General features: G+C 45.4%; 16 protein-coding genes. 8 read left to right on the top strand and 8 right to left on the bottom strand.

From position 1 onward, the window contains the following. Positions 1-66 precede the first annotated feature (66 nt). The 4 genes from CWI32_RS03220 (at position 67) to CWI32_RS03205 (ending at position 3,658) form a co-directional block, all read left to right on the top strand. Positions 67-891 (top strand): hypothetical protein, encoded by an 825-nt coding sequence (locus CWI32_RS03220; protein ID WP_100534614.1) that lies wholly within the window; start codon positions 67-69, stop codon positions 889-891. Between the two features lie 49 nt (positions 892-940). After that, positions 941-1,903, top strand: coding sequence for an RsiV family protein (locus tag CWI32_RS03215; protein WP_100357525.1), 963 nt, complete (start codon positions 941-943; stop codon positions 1,901-1,903). After that, positions 1,900-2,724, top strand: a complete 825-nt coding sequence (locus CWI32_RS03210; protein WP_100357524.1) for a TatD family hydrolase — start codon at positions 1,900-1,902, stop codon at positions 2,722-2,724. Before CWI32_RS03215 ends, CWI32_RS03210 begins: the two co-directional genes overlap by 4 nt. A 127-nt stretch (positions 2,725-2,851) precedes the next feature. Next, complete coding sequence (locus tag CWI32_RS03205) at positions 2,852-3,658, top strand: enoyl-ACP reductase FabI (RefSeq protein ID WP_005095616.1); 807 nt, start codon at positions 2,852-2,854, stop codon at positions 3,656-3,658. 212 nt (positions 3,659-3,870) lie between these two features. Here CWI32_RS03205 and secB read toward each other — a convergent pair whose 3' ends face one another. The 4 genes from secB to rsgA all read right to left on the bottom strand — a co-directional run bounded on the left by secB (position 3,871) and on the right by rsgA (position 6,203). Beyond that, on the bottom strand, positions 3,871-4,329 hold the full coding sequence (gene secB, locus CWI32_RS03200) for a protein-export chaperone SecB (protein WP_100534613.1): 459 nt from the start codon (positions 4,327-4,329) through the stop codon (positions 3,871-3,873). 38 nt (positions 4,330-4,367) lie between these two features. Next, positions 4,368-4,625, bottom strand: a complete 258-nt coding sequence (gene grxC, locus CWI32_RS03195) for a glutaredoxin 3 (protein WP_100534758.1) — start codon at positions 4,623-4,625, stop codon at positions 4,368-4,370. An 18-nt stretch (positions 4,626-4,643) separates the two neighbouring features. Beyond that, positions 4,644-5,051, bottom strand: a complete 408-nt coding sequence (locus CWI32_RS03190; protein ID WP_005095619.1) for a rhodanese-like domain-containing protein — start codon at positions 5,049-5,051, stop codon at positions 4,644-4,646. Positions 5,052-5,144: 93 nt separating this feature from the next. Then, positions 5,145-6,203: a ribosome small subunit-dependent GTPase A gene (gene rsgA / locus CWI32_RS03185; RefSeq protein WP_005095621.1), complete on the bottom strand. Its 1,059-nt coding sequence runs from the start codon at positions 6,201-6,203 to the stop codon at positions 5,145-5,147. Between the two features lie 124 nt (positions 6,204-6,327). On the opposite strand from rsgA, the gene orn reads away from it, so the two are divergent. From orn to CWI32_RS03165, 3 genes are all read left to right on the top strand, one after another. Beyond that, positions 6,328-6,885, top strand: a complete 558-nt coding sequence (orn, locus tag CWI32_RS03180) for an oligoribonuclease (protein ID WP_004278381.1) — start codon at positions 6,328-6,330, stop codon at positions 6,883-6,885. Positions 6,886-7,341: 456 nt separating this feature from the next. Next, complete coding sequence (locus CWI32_RS03170) at positions 7,342-8,112, top strand: tRNA threonylcarbamoyladenosine dehydratase (protein ID WP_005172727.1); 771 nt, start codon at positions 7,342-7,344, stop codon at positions 8,110-8,112. Between the two features lie 98 nt (positions 8,113-8,210). After that, positions 8,211-10,046: a tetratricopeptide repeat protein gene (locus tag CWI32_RS03165; protein WP_100534612.1), complete on the top strand. Its 1,836-nt coding sequence runs from the start codon at positions 8,211-8,213 to the stop codon at positions 10,044-10,046. A 67-nt stretch (positions 10,047-10,113) separates the two neighbouring features. Here the strand turns inward: CWI32_RS03165 and CWI32_RS03160 are convergent, their stop codons facing one another. The 3 genes from CWI32_RS03160 to CWI32_RS03150 are packed head-to-tail and all read right to left on the bottom strand — an operon-like array spanning position 10,114 to position 14,886. Then, positions 10,114-11,532 (bottom strand): efflux transporter outer membrane subunit, encoded by a 1,419-nt coding sequence (locus tag CWI32_RS03160; RefSeq protein WP_005172720.1) that lies wholly within the window; start codon positions 11,530-11,532, stop codon positions 10,114-10,116. A 10-nt stretch (positions 11,533-11,542) separates the two neighbouring features. Beyond that, positions 11,543-13,519 carry a MacB family efflux pump subunit gene (locus CWI32_RS03155; protein ID WP_005095636.1) on the bottom strand — a complete coding sequence of 659 codons (1,977 nt, stop codon included), beginning with the start codon at positions 13,517-13,519 and terminating at the stop codon, positions 11,543-11,545. A gap of 2 nt (positions 13,520-13,521) precedes the next feature. Continuing rightward, on the bottom strand, positions 13,522-14,886 hold the full coding sequence (locus CWI32_RS03150) for a MacA family efflux pump subunit (protein ID WP_100534611.1): 1,365 nt from the start codon (positions 14,884-14,886) through the stop codon (positions 13,522-13,524). 578 nt (positions 14,887-15,464) lie between these two features. Here CWI32_RS03150 and CWI32_RS03140 point away from each other — a divergent pair. After that, the gene (locus tag CWI32_RS03140) at positions 15,465-15,914 is read left to right on the top strand and encodes a bacteriohemerythrin (RefSeq protein ID WP_005172715.1); all 450 of its coding nucleotides are present in this window, start codon (positions 15,465-15,467) and stop codon (positions 15,912-15,914) included. On the opposite strand, the gene holA is transcribed toward CWI32_RS03140, so the two are convergent. After that, on the bottom strand, positions 15,911-16,909 hold the full coding sequence (holA, locus tag CWI32_RS03135; protein ID WP_005095645.1) for a DNA polymerase III subunit delta: 999 nt from the start codon (positions 16,907-16,909) through the stop codon (positions 15,911-15,913). The genes CWI32_RS03140 and holA overlap by 4 nt on opposite strands. Between the last annotated feature and the right edge of the window lie 7 nt (positions 16,910-16,916).

The raw sequence follows: 16,916 nt of genomic DNA, 5'->3' as shown, positions 1-16,916 counted from the left end.
TTCTCCGGAAGCTGTTTTGTTTTATGTTACATTTAAACTATTCATAACCTGATAGATTGTTTAAAAATGAAGTTCAGCAAGGAAGCCGCCCTCGGTGCTGTCATTGGTTTAAGTCTTGTCCTGAGTGGCTGTGATAAAAGCGAAAAAGAACCGGAACTTGACCAGCCGGATGGAAAAACAACCCCAGTTAAGCAAAGTGCCAGTATTTTGCCTTACCTGAATATTCAAGAACAACCGGCCAAGATCGCCTTGCCATTTTGTGAAACCAAAAACTGTATTAATGTCGATATCCAGACTTTATATACGGCTGATCCATGGATGAATCACTGGATCGAAAAACAGCAGGCCAAGGTAATTCAGGATCAAATTGGCTTAAAACAGGATATGAGTTTACAACAGGCGATGAATGCCTATGTGAAAAAATCGGATGCCTGGCAGGCTCAACTCCAGCTCAATCAGGCTTATGAATTATCGCTGTATACCCGCATTCCCTATCAGCGTAATCAATATGTCTTGCTGCAAATTGGTATTGATAGTAGACAGGAAAATATCAGTGTGCATGAGCGCTATTATTTTTTTGTAGCCGATCGTCAACAACAAAAAATGCTGACCCCACTGGATATTATCGATCCCAAACAACAGTTGTTAATGGACAAGATCATTCAAACCGCTTATGAAAAATGGTTAAAGGACAATAATCACGAGGTTCAGCAGCAAGCACCGAAAAAACTGTATTGGGGGCAGGCTGAGTGGTTCTTCGATCAGGAAGGGATTGGTCTGCATTATCGCAGTCATGACATTAGCAAAGATGCCAAACAACTGGATATCTATTTAACAAAAGAACAAACACAACAGGTCTTGAAAGCCGAAGTCTATCGGAATATGTTCTAAAGGTTGTAATCCTCTCAGGATTAATTACACGTTTTGAAAAGGGTAATGAATGCCAAAATATAAGAATATTTTTTGTCTATCGATACTGGCATCCGCAGTTTTACTGAGTGCATGTCAGCCGAAGAGCAATGAGCCGAAAGAGCCGACTTCTCCTGAAGTGGTACAAACCGAGCCAGAAGTCCTGAAACTTAGTGGTGATACCGAAAAACTCAAGCTGGTGATTCCAGAGTGTGAGGGTAAAAACTGTCCGGAAATTTCGATTGAACGCCTGAACAGTAATCAGCGCTTTATTGATGAATGGATCGATCAGCAGATTTTGCAACAGTTAAAAAATATCCTGTCTGTCGATGCGATTGAGCCGGCAAAAGCCACTGCTGCCAGTGAAGCCGAAGTGGCTGCTTCTGAACCAAAAACAGCCTTGTCGACGGTCACTACACCAAAACAGCAGCTTGAGCAGCAAATTCAGCCTTCTATGCAGACCTTCTTGAATCTGGACAAGGAGCTCAAAGCACTGAGTGCCAGTCATAGCATTAGCCTGATGATTAAGCCCAAGATTCTGAATTCGGGTGATCCATTGGCGACTGTGGTGCTAAACAGTAGCCATTATCTGGGAGGTGCGCACGGAGCATCTGCACAGCGCTATTATAATTTTGATCTTGAACAGCAAACACTGGTCAAGCTGGATGACATTATTGCAGAGAAGCAAAAAGCCAAACTTGAAGCACAGGCATATGAGGCTTTTAAAGTCTGGGTCATGGAGTCCAAGCTGGCAAAAGATGTCGCTGAATATGAACAGGCCTGGAAGTTCACACTGACCGATAATTTTTATCTGGCCAAAGAAGGGTTGATCTTACAATATGCCGAATATGAAATCGGACCTTATGTGGTGGGTTTGCCGCGCTTAATGATCCCTTATGCGCAGCTACAAGGCGTGCTAAAACCACAATATCTGCCGCAAGCTGAAACAGCAGCCTCCGAGGCACAGCCAGCCTTAGCATCTAAAGCCGAATGAAGTTAAAACTGTTCGATACGCATACCCATTTTGATGTTCCCGATTTTGATCATGATCGGGAGCAACTGGCGTATGCGGCCAAAGCGGTAGGTGTGGAGCATCTGGTTTTAATTGGCTTTTTGCAAAACCGCTTTCAGGATTTGTTAAAAACCCATCGTTTTATCAATGGCTTGAAAGATGCACCACATAGCCATTTGGCACCCGGCTTGCATCCATTTTATATTGAACAGCATCAGGCTGAACATTTACATGATTTAGAGCAGCTGCTTAGAGTTGAACAATGCATTGCCATTGGTGAAATCGGTCTCGACACATTTTTAAAGCAGCATAAACAACCTGAAATTTTTCAAAAGCAGCAAGATTTTTTCGCTGCACAAATTGAACTGGCACAACAATTCGATAAGCCGATTTTGCTGCATATCCGTAAATCACATGCAGAAGTTTTACAAATTTTAAAACAGCATCAGTTTAAACAGGGTGGAATCGCACATGCCTTTGGCGGAGGTGTCGAGGAAGCCAAGGCTTTTGTCAAGTTGGGGTTTAAGCTTGGTGTTACTGGTCAGATTACCAATCCGAATGCCAGGAAACTGCATCAGGTGGTACAGGCAGTCGGTGCAGAACATCTGGTGCTGGAAACCGATTGTCCGGATATGACGCCGTTATGCTGTCAACAGTCAGGTGAGCAACGTACCCGCAATACACCTGCCAACTTGCCTTATGTACTGGAAGGTTTGGCACAAAGCTTAGGGCAAGATCAAGCCAAATTGGCACAGCAGCTCTGGCAGAATACCCATCAGGTTTTGAATTTGGCCGATGAATAATGCCGGTTTTTATTGCCCGGCTGTATCTGCTGTAATTTGGTATCTGTTAAAAAAAGATGCATTATGCAATTTCTAAAATGCCTCAGACTTGGCATCATGCATATATATTATTTTAGGTGAGATTCACATGGCACAAGGACTTTTGGCGGGTAAGCGCTTCTTGATCGCGGGTATTGCGAGTAAATTATCCATTGCTTTTGGTATTGCTCAGGCATTACATCGTGAAGGTGCTGAATTGGCTTTTACTTATCCAAATGAAAAGCTGAAAAAGCGGGTAGATGACTTTGCTGAACAGTTTGGTTCAAAACTGGTTTTTCCTTGTGATGTGGCGGTAGATGCTGATATTGATAATGCATTTGCTGAGCTGGCAAAACACTGGGATGGTCTGGACGGCGTAGTGCATTCTATCGGTTTTGCACCGGCACATACACTGGATGGTGACTTCACCGAGATCACGGATCGTGAAGGCTTTAATATTGCGCATGACATCAGTGCCTATAGCTTTATCGCAATGGCACGTGCGGCAAAACCTTTGCTGCAAGTCCGTCAAGGTTGTTTGCTGACATTGACCTATCAAGGTTCTGAGCGTGTAATGCCAAACTATAACGTGATGGGTATGGCCAAAGCCTCTTTAGAAGCAGGGGTACGTTATTTGGCGTCTAGCTTGGGTCAGGAAGGTATTCGTGTCAATGCCATCTCTGCAGGTCCAATCCGTACTTTGGCAGCTTCAGGTATTAAATCATTCCGTAAAATGCTCGACTTAAATGAAAAAGTTGCGCCATTAAAACGTAATGTAACGATTGAAGATGTTGGTAATGCCGCATTATTCCTGTGCTCGCCATGGGCCAATGGCATTACCGGTGAAATCCTGTATGTCGATGCCGGTTTCAATACCGTGGGTATGAGCGCTGATTTAATGGCGGATGCGGAATAAAAGTCTATTCTCTGCCGTGGGGGGGAAGAGTTCCTCCCTTTTTTAAAGGAAGGTTAGGAGGGATTATTTTTCTTTAATCTTGCTAAACCCTTTCTTTAAAAAAAGAGTAAATGAGCAAAATCCCCTCATTCCCCCTTTGATAAAGGGGGAATTCACTCAAGGCCATAAAAAAGACCGCATATGCGGTCTTTTTTAGATTTGCAGGACAGCGATTAAGCCTGACCATCTACAACGGCAGTTTGTGCACGTTGCATATTGGCTTCAAATTCAGCATCGAAGTTGATTGGGGTAAGCAGCAACTGTGGGAAGCTACCTTTAGTCACCATATCATTCACTGCTTCACGCAGGAACGGGAACAGAATGTTCGGGCAGTATGCGCCCAGGATGTATGGAAGACGCTCTTCTTCAACGCCATCTACCAAGAAGATACCGGCTTGAGTCACGTCGACGATAAAAGCAGTATCACCTTCATTGGTCGCTTGAACAACGACTTTTAAAGCCACTTCAAAATGAGTCTCATCAATTTTTTCTGCAGAAGAAGAAAGATTGATGTTGAGCTCAGGTTGCCATTGCTTGGTAAAAACTTGTGCCCCAGGAACCTCAAAAGAAATATCTTTGGTGTAAATACGCTCTAATGCCAATTGTGGTTGAGCTTGTTGTTCTTCACTCATTCTTTGATCCTTAATATAAAGTGATGATTTTAGTAGAATTAAGTCAGTAATTCATCAAGTTTGCCTTCACGCTCTAAAGCATAAAGCTGGTCGAAACCACCGATGAATTGATCCTTAATAAAAATTTGTGGCACAGTGCGGTGATTGGTACGCTGCATCAATTCAAGACGTACTTCAGGTGCTTCTTGAGATAGATTAATTTCTTTATATGCGACACCTTTACGCTCAAGCAACTGTTTTGCACGCACGCAATAAGGACACACAGTCGTTGAATAAACAATAACGTCAGCCATGATCAATCTCCTGTTCGTGGATTATTTGCTTTTCACCAAAGGTAAACCTTGGGCTTTCCAGTTGCTGATGCCGCCATCAAGACGGTATGCATCGGCATGACCCACTTGTTGTAGCGCAGTACCAGCCACCTGTCCAAGGTTGCAAATGAACACCAAAGGGCGATCAGATGCTTTCAGCTCTTCAACATGCTTTGTAATCTGGCTATATGGAATGTTACGGCTGCCGCTGATATGACCTTCACGGAAGTCTTTGGCATCCCGTAAATCAATCAGCATGGCATTTTTTGCTTTGACTAAAATTCCCAGCGACTGCGGAGAAATTTTACGACCGTTACGTTGACCTTCGATAATGAAGAACAAAACTACCAATACCGCGAGTGTTCCAAATAAGAAGGGGTGATTCCCCATAAACTCGAACCAACGTTCCACAATTCACCTAATTACAATTTTAAAATTGCCAAGAGTATAGCTCATAAATATGGTGATCAAAATCACCGCTTCAAGGGTTGAGGCACAAGAAAATTAATTTTTTTGCTGTGCTTCAGTGATTTCATCGATTAAACGCAAATAGCTGTCCAGTCGGCGCGGTAAAATTTCACCCGCACTCGCGGCCTGACGTAAAGCACATTGTTTTTCATGCTTATGCGTGCAATTCCGGAATTGACAGTGTCCGAGCAGGTTTTCAATTTCAGGAAAACCGATTTGTACCTTATCTAAAGGCAGATGCCACAGGCCAAATTCACGAATTCCCGGAGAGTCAATCAGGGCAGCGCCTTCACCAAAACCGATCAAACGGGTTGAGGTGGTGGTGTGCTGACCGAGTGCCGAGTTTTCCGAAATAATATTGGTTTTCTGGGCAGCATCCGGCACGATCGCATTGATCAGCGTGCTTTTACCGACACCCGATTGACCGACAAAGGCCACCGTTTCATTTTCCAGACGATTGGACAATACAGTCAGATCACCATCGGACTGGGTTTGCATTACTTCATAACCGAGGTCTTGATATTCTTGTAGCAGAGTCAGAATCGGATCATTTTCTTTGAGCAAATCGGCTTTATTCATCACCAGCAGTGCGGGAATATCGGCATCGGCACAGGCCACCAGATAACGGTCGATCAGGCCCGGTGCTGGCTCAGGCAATGGTGCAAACACAATCACAATCAGTGAAATATTGGCCGCTACCGGTTTAACCTTGTGATAGCGGTCAGGACGGGTCAATAAGGATTTACGTGGATGAATCGCCGTAATAATCCCCAATCCGGTATTCGGATCGGCTTGCCATTTAACCCGGTCACCCGTGACCAATAAATCCAGATTGGTTCGGGTATGACAGCGCCAGACACTGCCCAATTCAATTTCTTTCCAGAAAGGTTCAGGCTCGCCATCGGCAACCACAGGTTTTTCAGGGTGAATGTCAGGAGTAGACAAAGCTTGCACTTCAAGTTGGCGGCCGTAGTGTTGCACTACCAAACCTTCCAGATCACTGGAGGTATCGAGATCTTCTTGACGTGTTTTCTGTTGTTTCTGAATGCGGCGCTGTTGTTGCTCTGTCAGACGACGCTTACGTATTAAGGCCATTCATATCCTAAAAAACCGGGTAAATCAGATGGCAAAAATAGCATGAAGCAGCCCCCGAATGACACCCAAGATGTAATTAATTTGCTACTATAGTTGTTTTTAAACCCAATAAGATTGCACATTTATGAGCAGCACCGCTGATACCCGCCTGATTTGGATTGACCTTGAAATGACAGGTCTAGACACAGACAATGACCAAATTATTGAAATTGCGACGATTGTAACCGATGACAATTTGAATATTCTGGCAGAAGGTCCTGTGCTTGCGGTGCATCAGCCTGCACGTCTGTTAAATGCCATGGATGAGTGGAACACCCGTCAACATGGTCAATCGGGTCTGATTGAACGGGTGCGTCGCAGTAAACTGACGGCTCAGGATGCAGAACAGCAAACTATTGAATTCCTGAAGAAATGGGTCAATCCAAAATCATCCCCGATGTGTGGTAACTCGATCTGTCAGGATCGCCGTTTCTTGCATCGCCTGATGCCTGAGCTGGAGCAGTATTTCCATTACCGTAATCTGGATGTCTCTTCAGTGAAAGAGCTGGCAAAACGCTGGCGTCCAGAAATTATGAGTGGTCTCAAGAAAAATGCTTCGCATCTGGCGATGGATGACATTCGTGATTCAATTGCCGAACTGAAATACTATCGTCAATATTTCTTTATCATGAATAAAGACTAAGTTTAGATGGATTGAAAGAGGCGCAAGCCTCTTTTTTTATGAGATTGATGCTTTTTTCTTTTGATATAAACTCTCAATCAGTTCAAATATCACCCAGGATATCAGTACCAAAATCAGATGGGTCTGGGTTTCATGGCGATCTAGGATCACATATCCGAATAGGCCTAAAATCAACAAACGAATAAAAATACTCAGCGCATAGTTTTTCTGTTTTTGGCTACTGTAAAAATAAAAATGTAGAGTGATCAGTATAAAATTGAGAGCCAAAAGAGCATTGATCAGCACAGTGTTTGACTCCCATATTTAAAGTTTTATGTATGAATTTTATCCAATTATAAATGTTCCTGAATTTATCTTTCTGATTTTGCTGATAGATTTTGTATCAAAATTTTAGAAGCAGTAAAAAAATACTGACTTTGCTAAAATAAGCCGTGATTTAACAGCTATTGATGACTTATGACTGAACTGCTTCAAGACGATGAATATGAGCGCCGCTTTGCGGGTGTTGCCAAAATTTATGGAGAAGACAGCTTCAGTCATTATGAAAAAAGTCATGTGATGGTGATTGGCATCGGTGGTGTCGGTTCTTGGGCAGTAGAAGCGCTGGCACGTAGCGGTGTGGGCGAGCTGAGTTTGGTCGATATGGATGTGGTGGCGGCATCCAATATTAATCGTCAATTGCCTGCCATGAGCACGACTTTGGGCCATGAAAAAATTGCAGTGATGGCCGAGCGTTGTCATGCCATTAATCCACGGATCAAGATTAATCTGATTGATGACTATCTGACGCCGGAAAATATCAAAGAAATTTTAGCAGGTAATCCTGATTTAATTCTCGACTGTATTGACGATGTAAAGGCCAAATTTGCCTTGATGCTGCATTGTCGCTTTAACAAGATTCCCTTGATTGTGTCGGGTGGGGCAGGCGGTAAACTGGATCCACTGAAAATTCGTGTCGCAGACTTATCTAAAACCGAACAGGACCCGATGCTGGCCAAATTGCGTGCCCAGTTACGCGGCAAAGGTATTTGTAAAAAACCTAAAGAAAAATTCGGCATTACCTGTGTCTATTCAATCGATAATCCGTTCTCGAGTGCCGATGTCTGTGCCAGTGCCGGCTTGCGCTGTGGTGGTTATGGCTCTGCCGTGGTGGTGACTTCAAGCTTTGCCATGGTCGCTGTGGCAGAAGGCTTGAAGAAGCTGGATAGTAAAAGAGCAAAAGCCTGATTTACAAAATAAAAAGCACAAGATATGTGCTTTTTTTGAGACGGCGTTTAGAATGAAAGGATTCATTTGCAGAACAAAAATAATGTTTTGGAGCAGTTATGTGGTTCTTGCTGGTATTGATTTTGGGGATAGGGGCCTTGGGGATTTGGATGTGGAAACGTCCGGATCCGGTAAAACGTGATCAGGCCAAAGCTGTGCAGCATGATCTATGGATTGAGCAGCTTGATGCACAGCTCAAGCATGCGGCGCGCTTGAGTTCAGATCCTGAACATCCGAATTATGCACGCGCCTATCAGATTTACCAGAATCTTGCCCAGCAACAGGAAATTCCACAGGCTTATGTCGGCATGGGGCTGATGCATTTGCAGGGTCTGGGACATGCGCAAAATACGGAAACAGCCATCAGTTATCTCGATAAAGCCTTTCATCTGGGCAGTGATGACGCAGCTTATCATCTAGGGCAGATTCATGAGGAGCAACGCTATCAAATGGCTGACCCGGAAAAAGCGCTGTACTGGTACCGACATGCCGTAGCCCGTGGCAATCTGGATGCCCAGTACCGCATCACTGAACTTTCTTCCACTACAGAAACAAATCCAGAAGAGAAGAACGCTGAACAGCAGCGCTTGGCCTTACTCATTCAAAATGCCGGGCAGGGACATAGCAATTCGCAGTATCAACTGGCGCAGTATTATTTAACAGATTCAGCGGCTCAAGATTTGGTTCAGGGAATTCATTATCTGTTTTTAGCTGCGCAGCAAGATCATCTGGCTGCCAATCAGCAGATCGCCGATGATTATGCGCGTGGACAGAGGCTGCCCCAAGACCAGACTCAAGCCCTGCAATTTATTAAACGCTGTATCAGTCTTGGTGATCAAAAAGGTCTCTATGATTATTATGCTGGCGTACTGCAAGGCCGTATCGATACCGACCAGCGTCAGCGCGTGTTCCAGCATTTGATGCAGCAGTCCAAAGAACATGCCGATGCGCATTCCAAGACTTTAATTGGACTGGCTTATTTTCATGGCTGGTATGTCGATAAAAATGAAACCATGGCGTTTCGTTACTGGTCTGAAGCTGCCAATACTCAGCATCCGCCCGCTTTATGCATGATTGCTGCGCTGTATTTTGAACAGCATCTAGTGGCTTATGAGCCGCAAAAGGCATTTGAACTGTATCAGGCAGCATTTCAGCTTAGTCCCGATGATACTTATGCACAAATGGGTCTGGCACTGTGTTATTTAAATGGCATCGGTACTGTAAAAGACACAGCCAAAGCCACCCGCATGATTCAGGCAGTGGCCCAGCAATACTGGCAGATCGAGGCTCAGTCTGAGGCAGATTTAATTTATGTGGTCGGGCGTTTTTATAGTCTGGCGGAATATCCATTGCCGACACGCGACAAAGCCATTCAATATCTGAATCAGGCGGTTGCGAAAGGCTCCAAGGAAGCAGCCTGGTTCCTGTATCAGGCTCTGTCAGGTATTTATCCGGTCTTTATCTGTCATCCAGAGCAGGCCAATCGTTATCTGCATCAGGCTGCACAACTGGGACATGCACAGGCACAGGCAGAATTGGGCTTGGAGTATCTTAAGGGACAACAGATTGCGCAGGATATTGCCTTAGGCTTGAGCTATCTGCAAAAAGCGGCTGCTCAGCAGAATGGTGTGGCACTGAATGCGCTGGGGGAAGCGTTTGAAAATGGCATAGGCACTGAGGCAAATATTGAACAGGCGGTACAGTATTACCGTCAGGCGGCAGCGCAGGTCAATGCCGATGCCTATAGTCATCTGGGGCGCTTATATACCAAAGGCATTGGTGTAGAGCGGGATATTGGGCGCGCGCGGGACTGGCTGGAAAAAGGCAGTTTGCTCGGGCATGAGCGATCAACTGAATTATTGAAAAATGTACATGCCTATTTAGAAATGAAGTAATTCTATTGAAATAACACCATAAAAAAACCGCTGTCTGGCAGCGGTTTTTTTATGGTTCAAGCTTTGTTTAAGGTAATTGCTGGATTGGACTGCCACCTAATGCCTGCATTAAAGTCACATAGGCATTGTACTGGTTCTGTCGGGTTTGTACCAAAGACAGCCGTGCATTCCGTGTGGTTTCCTGCGCATCCAGCAGGTTCTTTAACGCCACCGCGCCATTACGATAACGTACTTCAGTCAGGCGTTCGGTACGTTCAGCCAGTTCGACATTACGTTGCTGCAAAGTGACTTGCTTACTGATTTCAGTCCGGTTCGATAAGGCATTTTCCACATCGGCAAAGGCTTCATACATGGTCTGGCGATATTGCATAATCGCTTTTTCATATTCCAGCTCATTGACTTGCAGATCACGTTTCATGTCATTCCATTGCAGGAAGGGCAAGGTCAGACCCGCACCTAAAGTCGCCACCGGATTCTTTACGGCATTTGAGAGCGAGGTACTGCTGCCAATACCTGTGGTCAAATTCCCAGTCAGACTGATTGAAGGATAATAACTGGCTTTGTTGGCATCCTTATTGGCCAGCGCTTTACGCAAACGTAGTTCAGTCGCTTGGAGGTCGGGACGACGGGACAATAAACTCGCGGGTAAGTCGGCCTGAATACTCGGTAATTGAATATTCGGTAAACGGCTTGGCTCCTGAATAGAAAGCTGTTGTACTGGCATATGCAGCAATACTGCGAGGCCGGTACGCGTTTCCACCCGTTGCTGCTCAATCTGGCTTAAGGTGGCTTGCTGGCTTTGAATCGCCTGTTCGGCCTGGGTTAAATCTAGACCGGACACCGCACCGGCACGATATTGTACCTGCACCAGATCATAGGTTTTTTGCGCTGTTGCCAGATTTTGCTGTACCACGCTATAACGCTCGTTTAAATAAGCCAATTGCCAGTAAAGCTGTGCCGTGGTGCCAATCAGGCTCTGCGCCGTCGCCTGTAAGTCCTGTGCAGATGCCAAGGCTTCCCAGCGCGCCGCTTCAGTCTGATTGGCCAGTTTGCCAAACAGATCCAGTTCATAGCTTAAGCCCGGATAGCCCAGTGAAAGACCCGTCGAAGCATTGCTGCCACCCTCCAGATCAAAACGCTGACCCGTTGAAATTCGTGCATCACCGACACGGACGCCTTGCTGGCTTTGTGCCTGTCTGGCCTGAATGCGCGCCTGCTGTAAACTGATGCCAGCCACCGCCAGATCTGTATTCTGCGCCAGCACTTGATCGACCAGACTGTTCAATTGCGGATCTTTAAATAAGGTCCACCATTGATCTGCCAGAATGTCGGCATGGATCTGCTGACTTAAAACCTTATTATTTTGAAAATTGCCAGGCATATTAATCGCAGGCTGCTCATAAGGTGTTTTTACCACTGCCGCACAACCGGTCAGCGAGCTTCCCAGCAACAGGGCACTGGCAAGCTTGGTTAAATTCATTTGCATATCAGGTTCCTTATTCGCGAGAAAGCGCATCGACTGGATTCAGACGAGCGGCATTACGTGCCGGGATAAAGCCAAACACAATTCCAATCAGGCTTGAGCAGACAAAGGCAGCCACAATCGAAGTGGTTGAATAGGCCATCTGGAAAGTACCACCAGCAAAGTGTGTAATTAGCTGGCCAATCCCGAGCGAGAGCAGCACACCCAAAATACCGCCTAAAATACACACCAGCACTGCTTCAATCAGGAATTGCTGCAAAATATCACTTTGACGTGCACCTACTGCCATACGTACCCCAATTTCCTGAGTACGTTCAGTCACGGACACCAGCATGATATTCATCACCCCGATCCCGCCGACCACCAGTGAAATCACAGCAATCGCCGAAATTAAAAGCGTCATAGTCGCTGTGGTCTGCTGAATGGTTTCACGAATACTGTCGGCATTCTGGGTAAACACATCCTGCGCACCATGGCGCTGTACCAACAGGTTTAAAATTGCATTTTCAGCCGCCGCACTTGGATATTCATCCTTAATCCGCACAATGATGCTGCGAACGTTAGATTGCCCCAGCATACGACTCATCACGGTAGAATACGGCAGGTAGACATTCAGGCTGTCATTATTGCCCATCATGCCTTTTTGCGCATCAATCACCCCGATAATCCGGCTCGGGACGCTACCCAGTAAAATCACCTGACCCACCGGATTAGTACCATCCTTAAAGAAAGTGTTTTTGGTATTGGTATCAATGACAACATCTTGTGCCTGTTGCATGACGCTACTGCGGTCAAAGGGCTGACCGGACTGGAAAGTCATGCCACGCACATAGAAGAAATCTTCACTGACGCCATTGACCGTGGTTGAGGCTTCAATTTCTTTATAACGGCCGGTAACACTGCTGTTCACAGAGGGACTGACGCCATCGACATACGGTTGTTCGGCCAGCGCATCGGCATCGGCTGGAATCAGGGTTTTGGCTTGTGAAGATCTGGAATTGTCTCCGAAGCCCCGCCCCTGAAATACGGTAATGGTATTGGTGCCCAGACTGCTGATATTTTCCAGAATCTGCTTCTGTGAACCATTCCCCAAAGCCACCACTGAAACCACCGAAGCGATACCGATAATGATCCCGAGCATGGTCAGGAAAGTCCGCATGCGATGCGCATTCATGGCCAGCAAAGCCATACGGAAGGCCTCACCGAGGCGGTCAACCGCCGAACGCCATGAAGAAATCTTCTTTTGTTGATTACGGATCAGCGGCTGCTTTTCCAGATGGTCTTCGGCTTCAGGCACATTCGGCTGATCGGAAATGATATTCCCGTCTGAAATTTCAATGATTCGTGTCGCGTTTTTTGCCACATTATGATCATGCGTAACCAGAATGATGGTATGACCCTTGGCATTCAGTTCGCGCAAAATACGCATCACCTCAATACCGCTGTTCTTATCCAAGGCACCTGTCGGCTCATCGGCCAGAATCACATCACCGCCATTCATCAGCGCACGGGCAATCGATACACGTTGCTGCTGACCGCCTGACAGTTGACTCGGACGGTTCTGGGTTTTTTCGCCCAGACCCAGATCGGTCAGAATCTTGACCGCACGCGCATGCCGTTCCGATGAATCTGCACCCGCATAAATGGCAGGGACTTCGACATTGCCTGCTGCGTTTAAATCGCCGAGCAGATGATAACGCTGAAAGATAAAGCCGAAATACTCACGGCGTAACTGCGCCAGTTCATCTGCTTCCAGTTCCCGGGTTTCACGGCCTTTGACCTTGTAGCTGCCGGTGGTCGGTTTATCCAGACAACCCAGAATATTCATCAGGGTTGATTTACCCGAACCGGACTGGCCGACAATCGCCACCAGTTCACCCGGATAAATCTCCAGATTCACCCCTTTTAAAATCTGGACTGTGCCTTCACCCGCAGGGAATTCACGTACCAGATTTTTCACCTCGAGCAGAGGCTGCTGTTGTGAATTCATGCTTACATTCTCATTGGGCCACGGCTATTACCACCGCGTTTTGCTGCATCATTGGAAGTATCAGAACCATCGGCAATCACCACCTGATCACCACGTTTTAAACCTTTCAGCACTTGTGCAGTGGCACGGTTATTCAAACCGATCAGCACAGGGGTTGGTTTTGCAGTACCATCGGCTTGCAAGACACGAACCATGGCACGTTGCGCTTTGCCTTGTTCAATCAGCGCAATTTCAGCGTCAGACAGATTTAGGCGGGCAGGGCGTTCAGCGGCAGGACGATTGCCTTGAGTTGATTCAGTTTCAGGACGTGCTGCTGGATTAGCTTCGCTACGGGAACCTTCTTCGCGAGAACCTTCACCCCGATTGGCACGTGCCGGACGATTTGAGCTCTGAATCGCAGCGGCTGGAATGGTCAGCACATTTTTAGCTTCATCCAGCACGATATAAACCTGCGCCGTCATATCAATACGCAGTTTGCCGTCTTCATTTGGCACATCAAATAAAGCGTTGTAATACACCGCAGAACTTGACGATGAACCAGATGTATTTGAATCGGTATTAATCGAATTGGGTGCAGGTTCAACCTGACGCAGTTTGGCGTAAATCTTTTTCTCGTTATTGCCCAGCGTGGTGAAATAAACGGTTTGGCCTTCTTCCACTTTCATCACATCTGCTTCAGAAATTTCAGCTTTGATGGTCATAGTGTCGAGCTTGGCCAGTTTCACAATGGTCGGTGCACTTTGATTGGCATTCACGGTTTGACCTTCTTCGGTCACAATCGCCACAATCGTGCCATCCATCGGTGCCACAATCTGGGTATAACCCAAGTCTTCTTTGGCAGTTGCCAAGGTCAGGCGCGACTGTTCGATCTGTGCATTGATTGCCGTGATATCGGCCTGAGCCGTTTTATAACTGGCAAATGCAGATTCCAGCTCTGAACGGGAAGTCGCATCCTGTGCATACATGGCTTTCTGACGATTGTATTCAGCTTCAACTTTGGCCAGATTCGCCTGTCTCACCGCAAGCTGTGCCATCTGGTTTTTAATGCTGGCTTCAGCAGTTTTTAAATCATTTTCCTGACGAACAGAATCAATTCGTGCAATCAGCTGACCCTGTTTAACCTGATCACCGAGTTCCACATACATTTGTCTCACTTGGCCAGAAACCTGGGCACCTACGCTGACCATTTTGGTGGCTTCTAAAATACCGGTCGCCAGTACAGAACTTTCAATATCACCCTGCGTCACTTCAGCAGTAATATACTGTGGCGGCTGTTCTTTAGGTTTGAGGAAATACCACCCCGCAACGATTAACACAATGGCAATCACGGCGGCCATAATTAGTTTCGTCGGTTTTATTTTTGGCATATTGAGTACGAATTCGGATCAAAGATAGGGATTGATTATAAAAGCGAAATTGGGATAAATCGTGAATTTTTTGAATTATAATGAGAATTATTTTCTATTGGCTGATTTCTGAAAATATCGTCCATACAGACCATTTTAAAATGCTCCATGAATTGCTTGTTCTGACATTCATAACAAGACTTTGATCCTCTCTAGATAACATCGATCCTGTTTAAAAGATCATCAGGTGACTCTTGAATAAAATGATCACTGTCCCCAACAGTATTTTTTCAATCAAAGCGCTGCACAAATAAAATCGAGTGTGAATCAATAAAGACATAAGACCAAACATACTAGATTTGTTGTGTGATATTTGTTTTAAGGCTGTTTCTGGCTTAATTTTCCTCCCTTTAGTCCCAATAGCAAAAACCAGTTGAAAATTAAGTAGAAAAAAAATTAAAAACCCATGTTTTATATATGGATTTAAATAAATAAAGCTTGTAAGATTTAATTCCATAAAAAAATTATGGTTTTACCGCTTAACAAGAAAATGCACATTTATTGTGCAAAAATAATACAACTTTGATGAGGGTTTAACGATGGAATGGAATGAAAGCTATAATATTGGAATCGACGTAATCGATAATCAGCACCGTCAAATTTTAGATTATATCAATGCTTTGGAGCAGGTAAAAAGCACAGGAGATCGCGATCGAATCAAAGAGGTCTTGGAGGATTTAATCGATTATACCCAGTCACATTTCAGCTTTGAAGAAAACCTGCTGGAACAGGTCAGTTATCAATACCTACCTTCGCATCGCGGTATACATGAATTATTTGTGAAACGACTCAATGATTATCGTCTCAAGTTCGAGAAGGGAGAATCGATTGAAAATGATTTATATCGTTTATTGTCCAAATGGCTGATCAATCATATTCAACATGATGATCAGGACTATGTCGATGCAGTGCGCGATAATATGTTGAGTTATTTACGTGCTCAGGAAAGCAAAAAAGGCAAGGGCTGGTTTGCACGTTTCTTTGGTTAAGCACTCGGCGCTAAAAATAAGCGTTGACCGCACATTTCAGCAATGGCCTGTAAGATGAGATGTTCAGGGTTCTCTTTGGACATTCCTTTAATGGCTGCATCAATACGGATTAACAGCTGGGGCCAGCTCAAAAAGCGTTGGGGGCTGAGACGGCGTAAAGCTTGCTGATATAGCCCGACTTTGGTTTTCCAGATTCCAATTTGCAAGGCATTTTGCGGCTGTTCAAACAGTTGCATCAACAGACGCATTTCCTTGCTCAGGCTCCATAAGATCAGGCTCATCGGTTCACCTGAAGCGACCAGATACTGGAAAATCTTGATCGATTGCGAGAGATTGCCTTGCAGCAGGGCATCACTCAAATCATAGGTGCTATAGCGTGATTGATCCTGTAAGCAGGCATATAAATGATCAATCTGAATCACATCAACTTCAGCAAAGGTGTCACTGACCCGCATCAGGCTGTTTTTGGCTGCCAGCAAGTTGTGCTCATGATGCTGTTCCAGCCATTGCCAGGCATCATGGGCCAGTTTAATCCCCAGTTTCTCTGCTTCAACTGCCAAAATTTGCTGACGATCGCGTGGATAATTTGCAGTAAGCGCAACGCAGACACCATTGGCCTCAACCGTCTGGAAGAAGCTGGATTTGAGGCTGCTCGCATCTTGCTTGGGCATAACGACCAATAGCAGATTATCACTGTCTTGTTGTAAATAGCTTTTCAGCAGTTTGAGGCTACTGGCATCTGGTTTGATATTGCCATGCACTTCAACTGCCAGTTGGGTTGAGAACAATGACAAACTGTTCAATGCATTAAAGACATTTTTCCACTCAGAAACTGAACTGACATCATAACGTTGACGTTCGATGTCTTTGGCTTGCCAATGTGCGCGAAAGGCATCGATCAGGTTTTGTTCTAGCAAAGGCTCTTGACCATGCAAGACCCAGGCACCGCGAGCTTCATCGACACGTTTTAGGGCTTGCAGATAGTCAAGTTTCATAAGGTGT

The organism is Acinetobacter pseudolwoffii, assembly GCF_002803605.1.
GTDB lineage: Bacteria > Pseudomonadota > Gammaproteobacteria > Pseudomonadales > Moraxellaceae > Acinetobacter > Acinetobacter pseudolwoffii.
The sequence above is the reverse complement of the archived record's forward strand: the minus strand, read 5'-3'. Positions and strand labels throughout refer to the sequence as shown.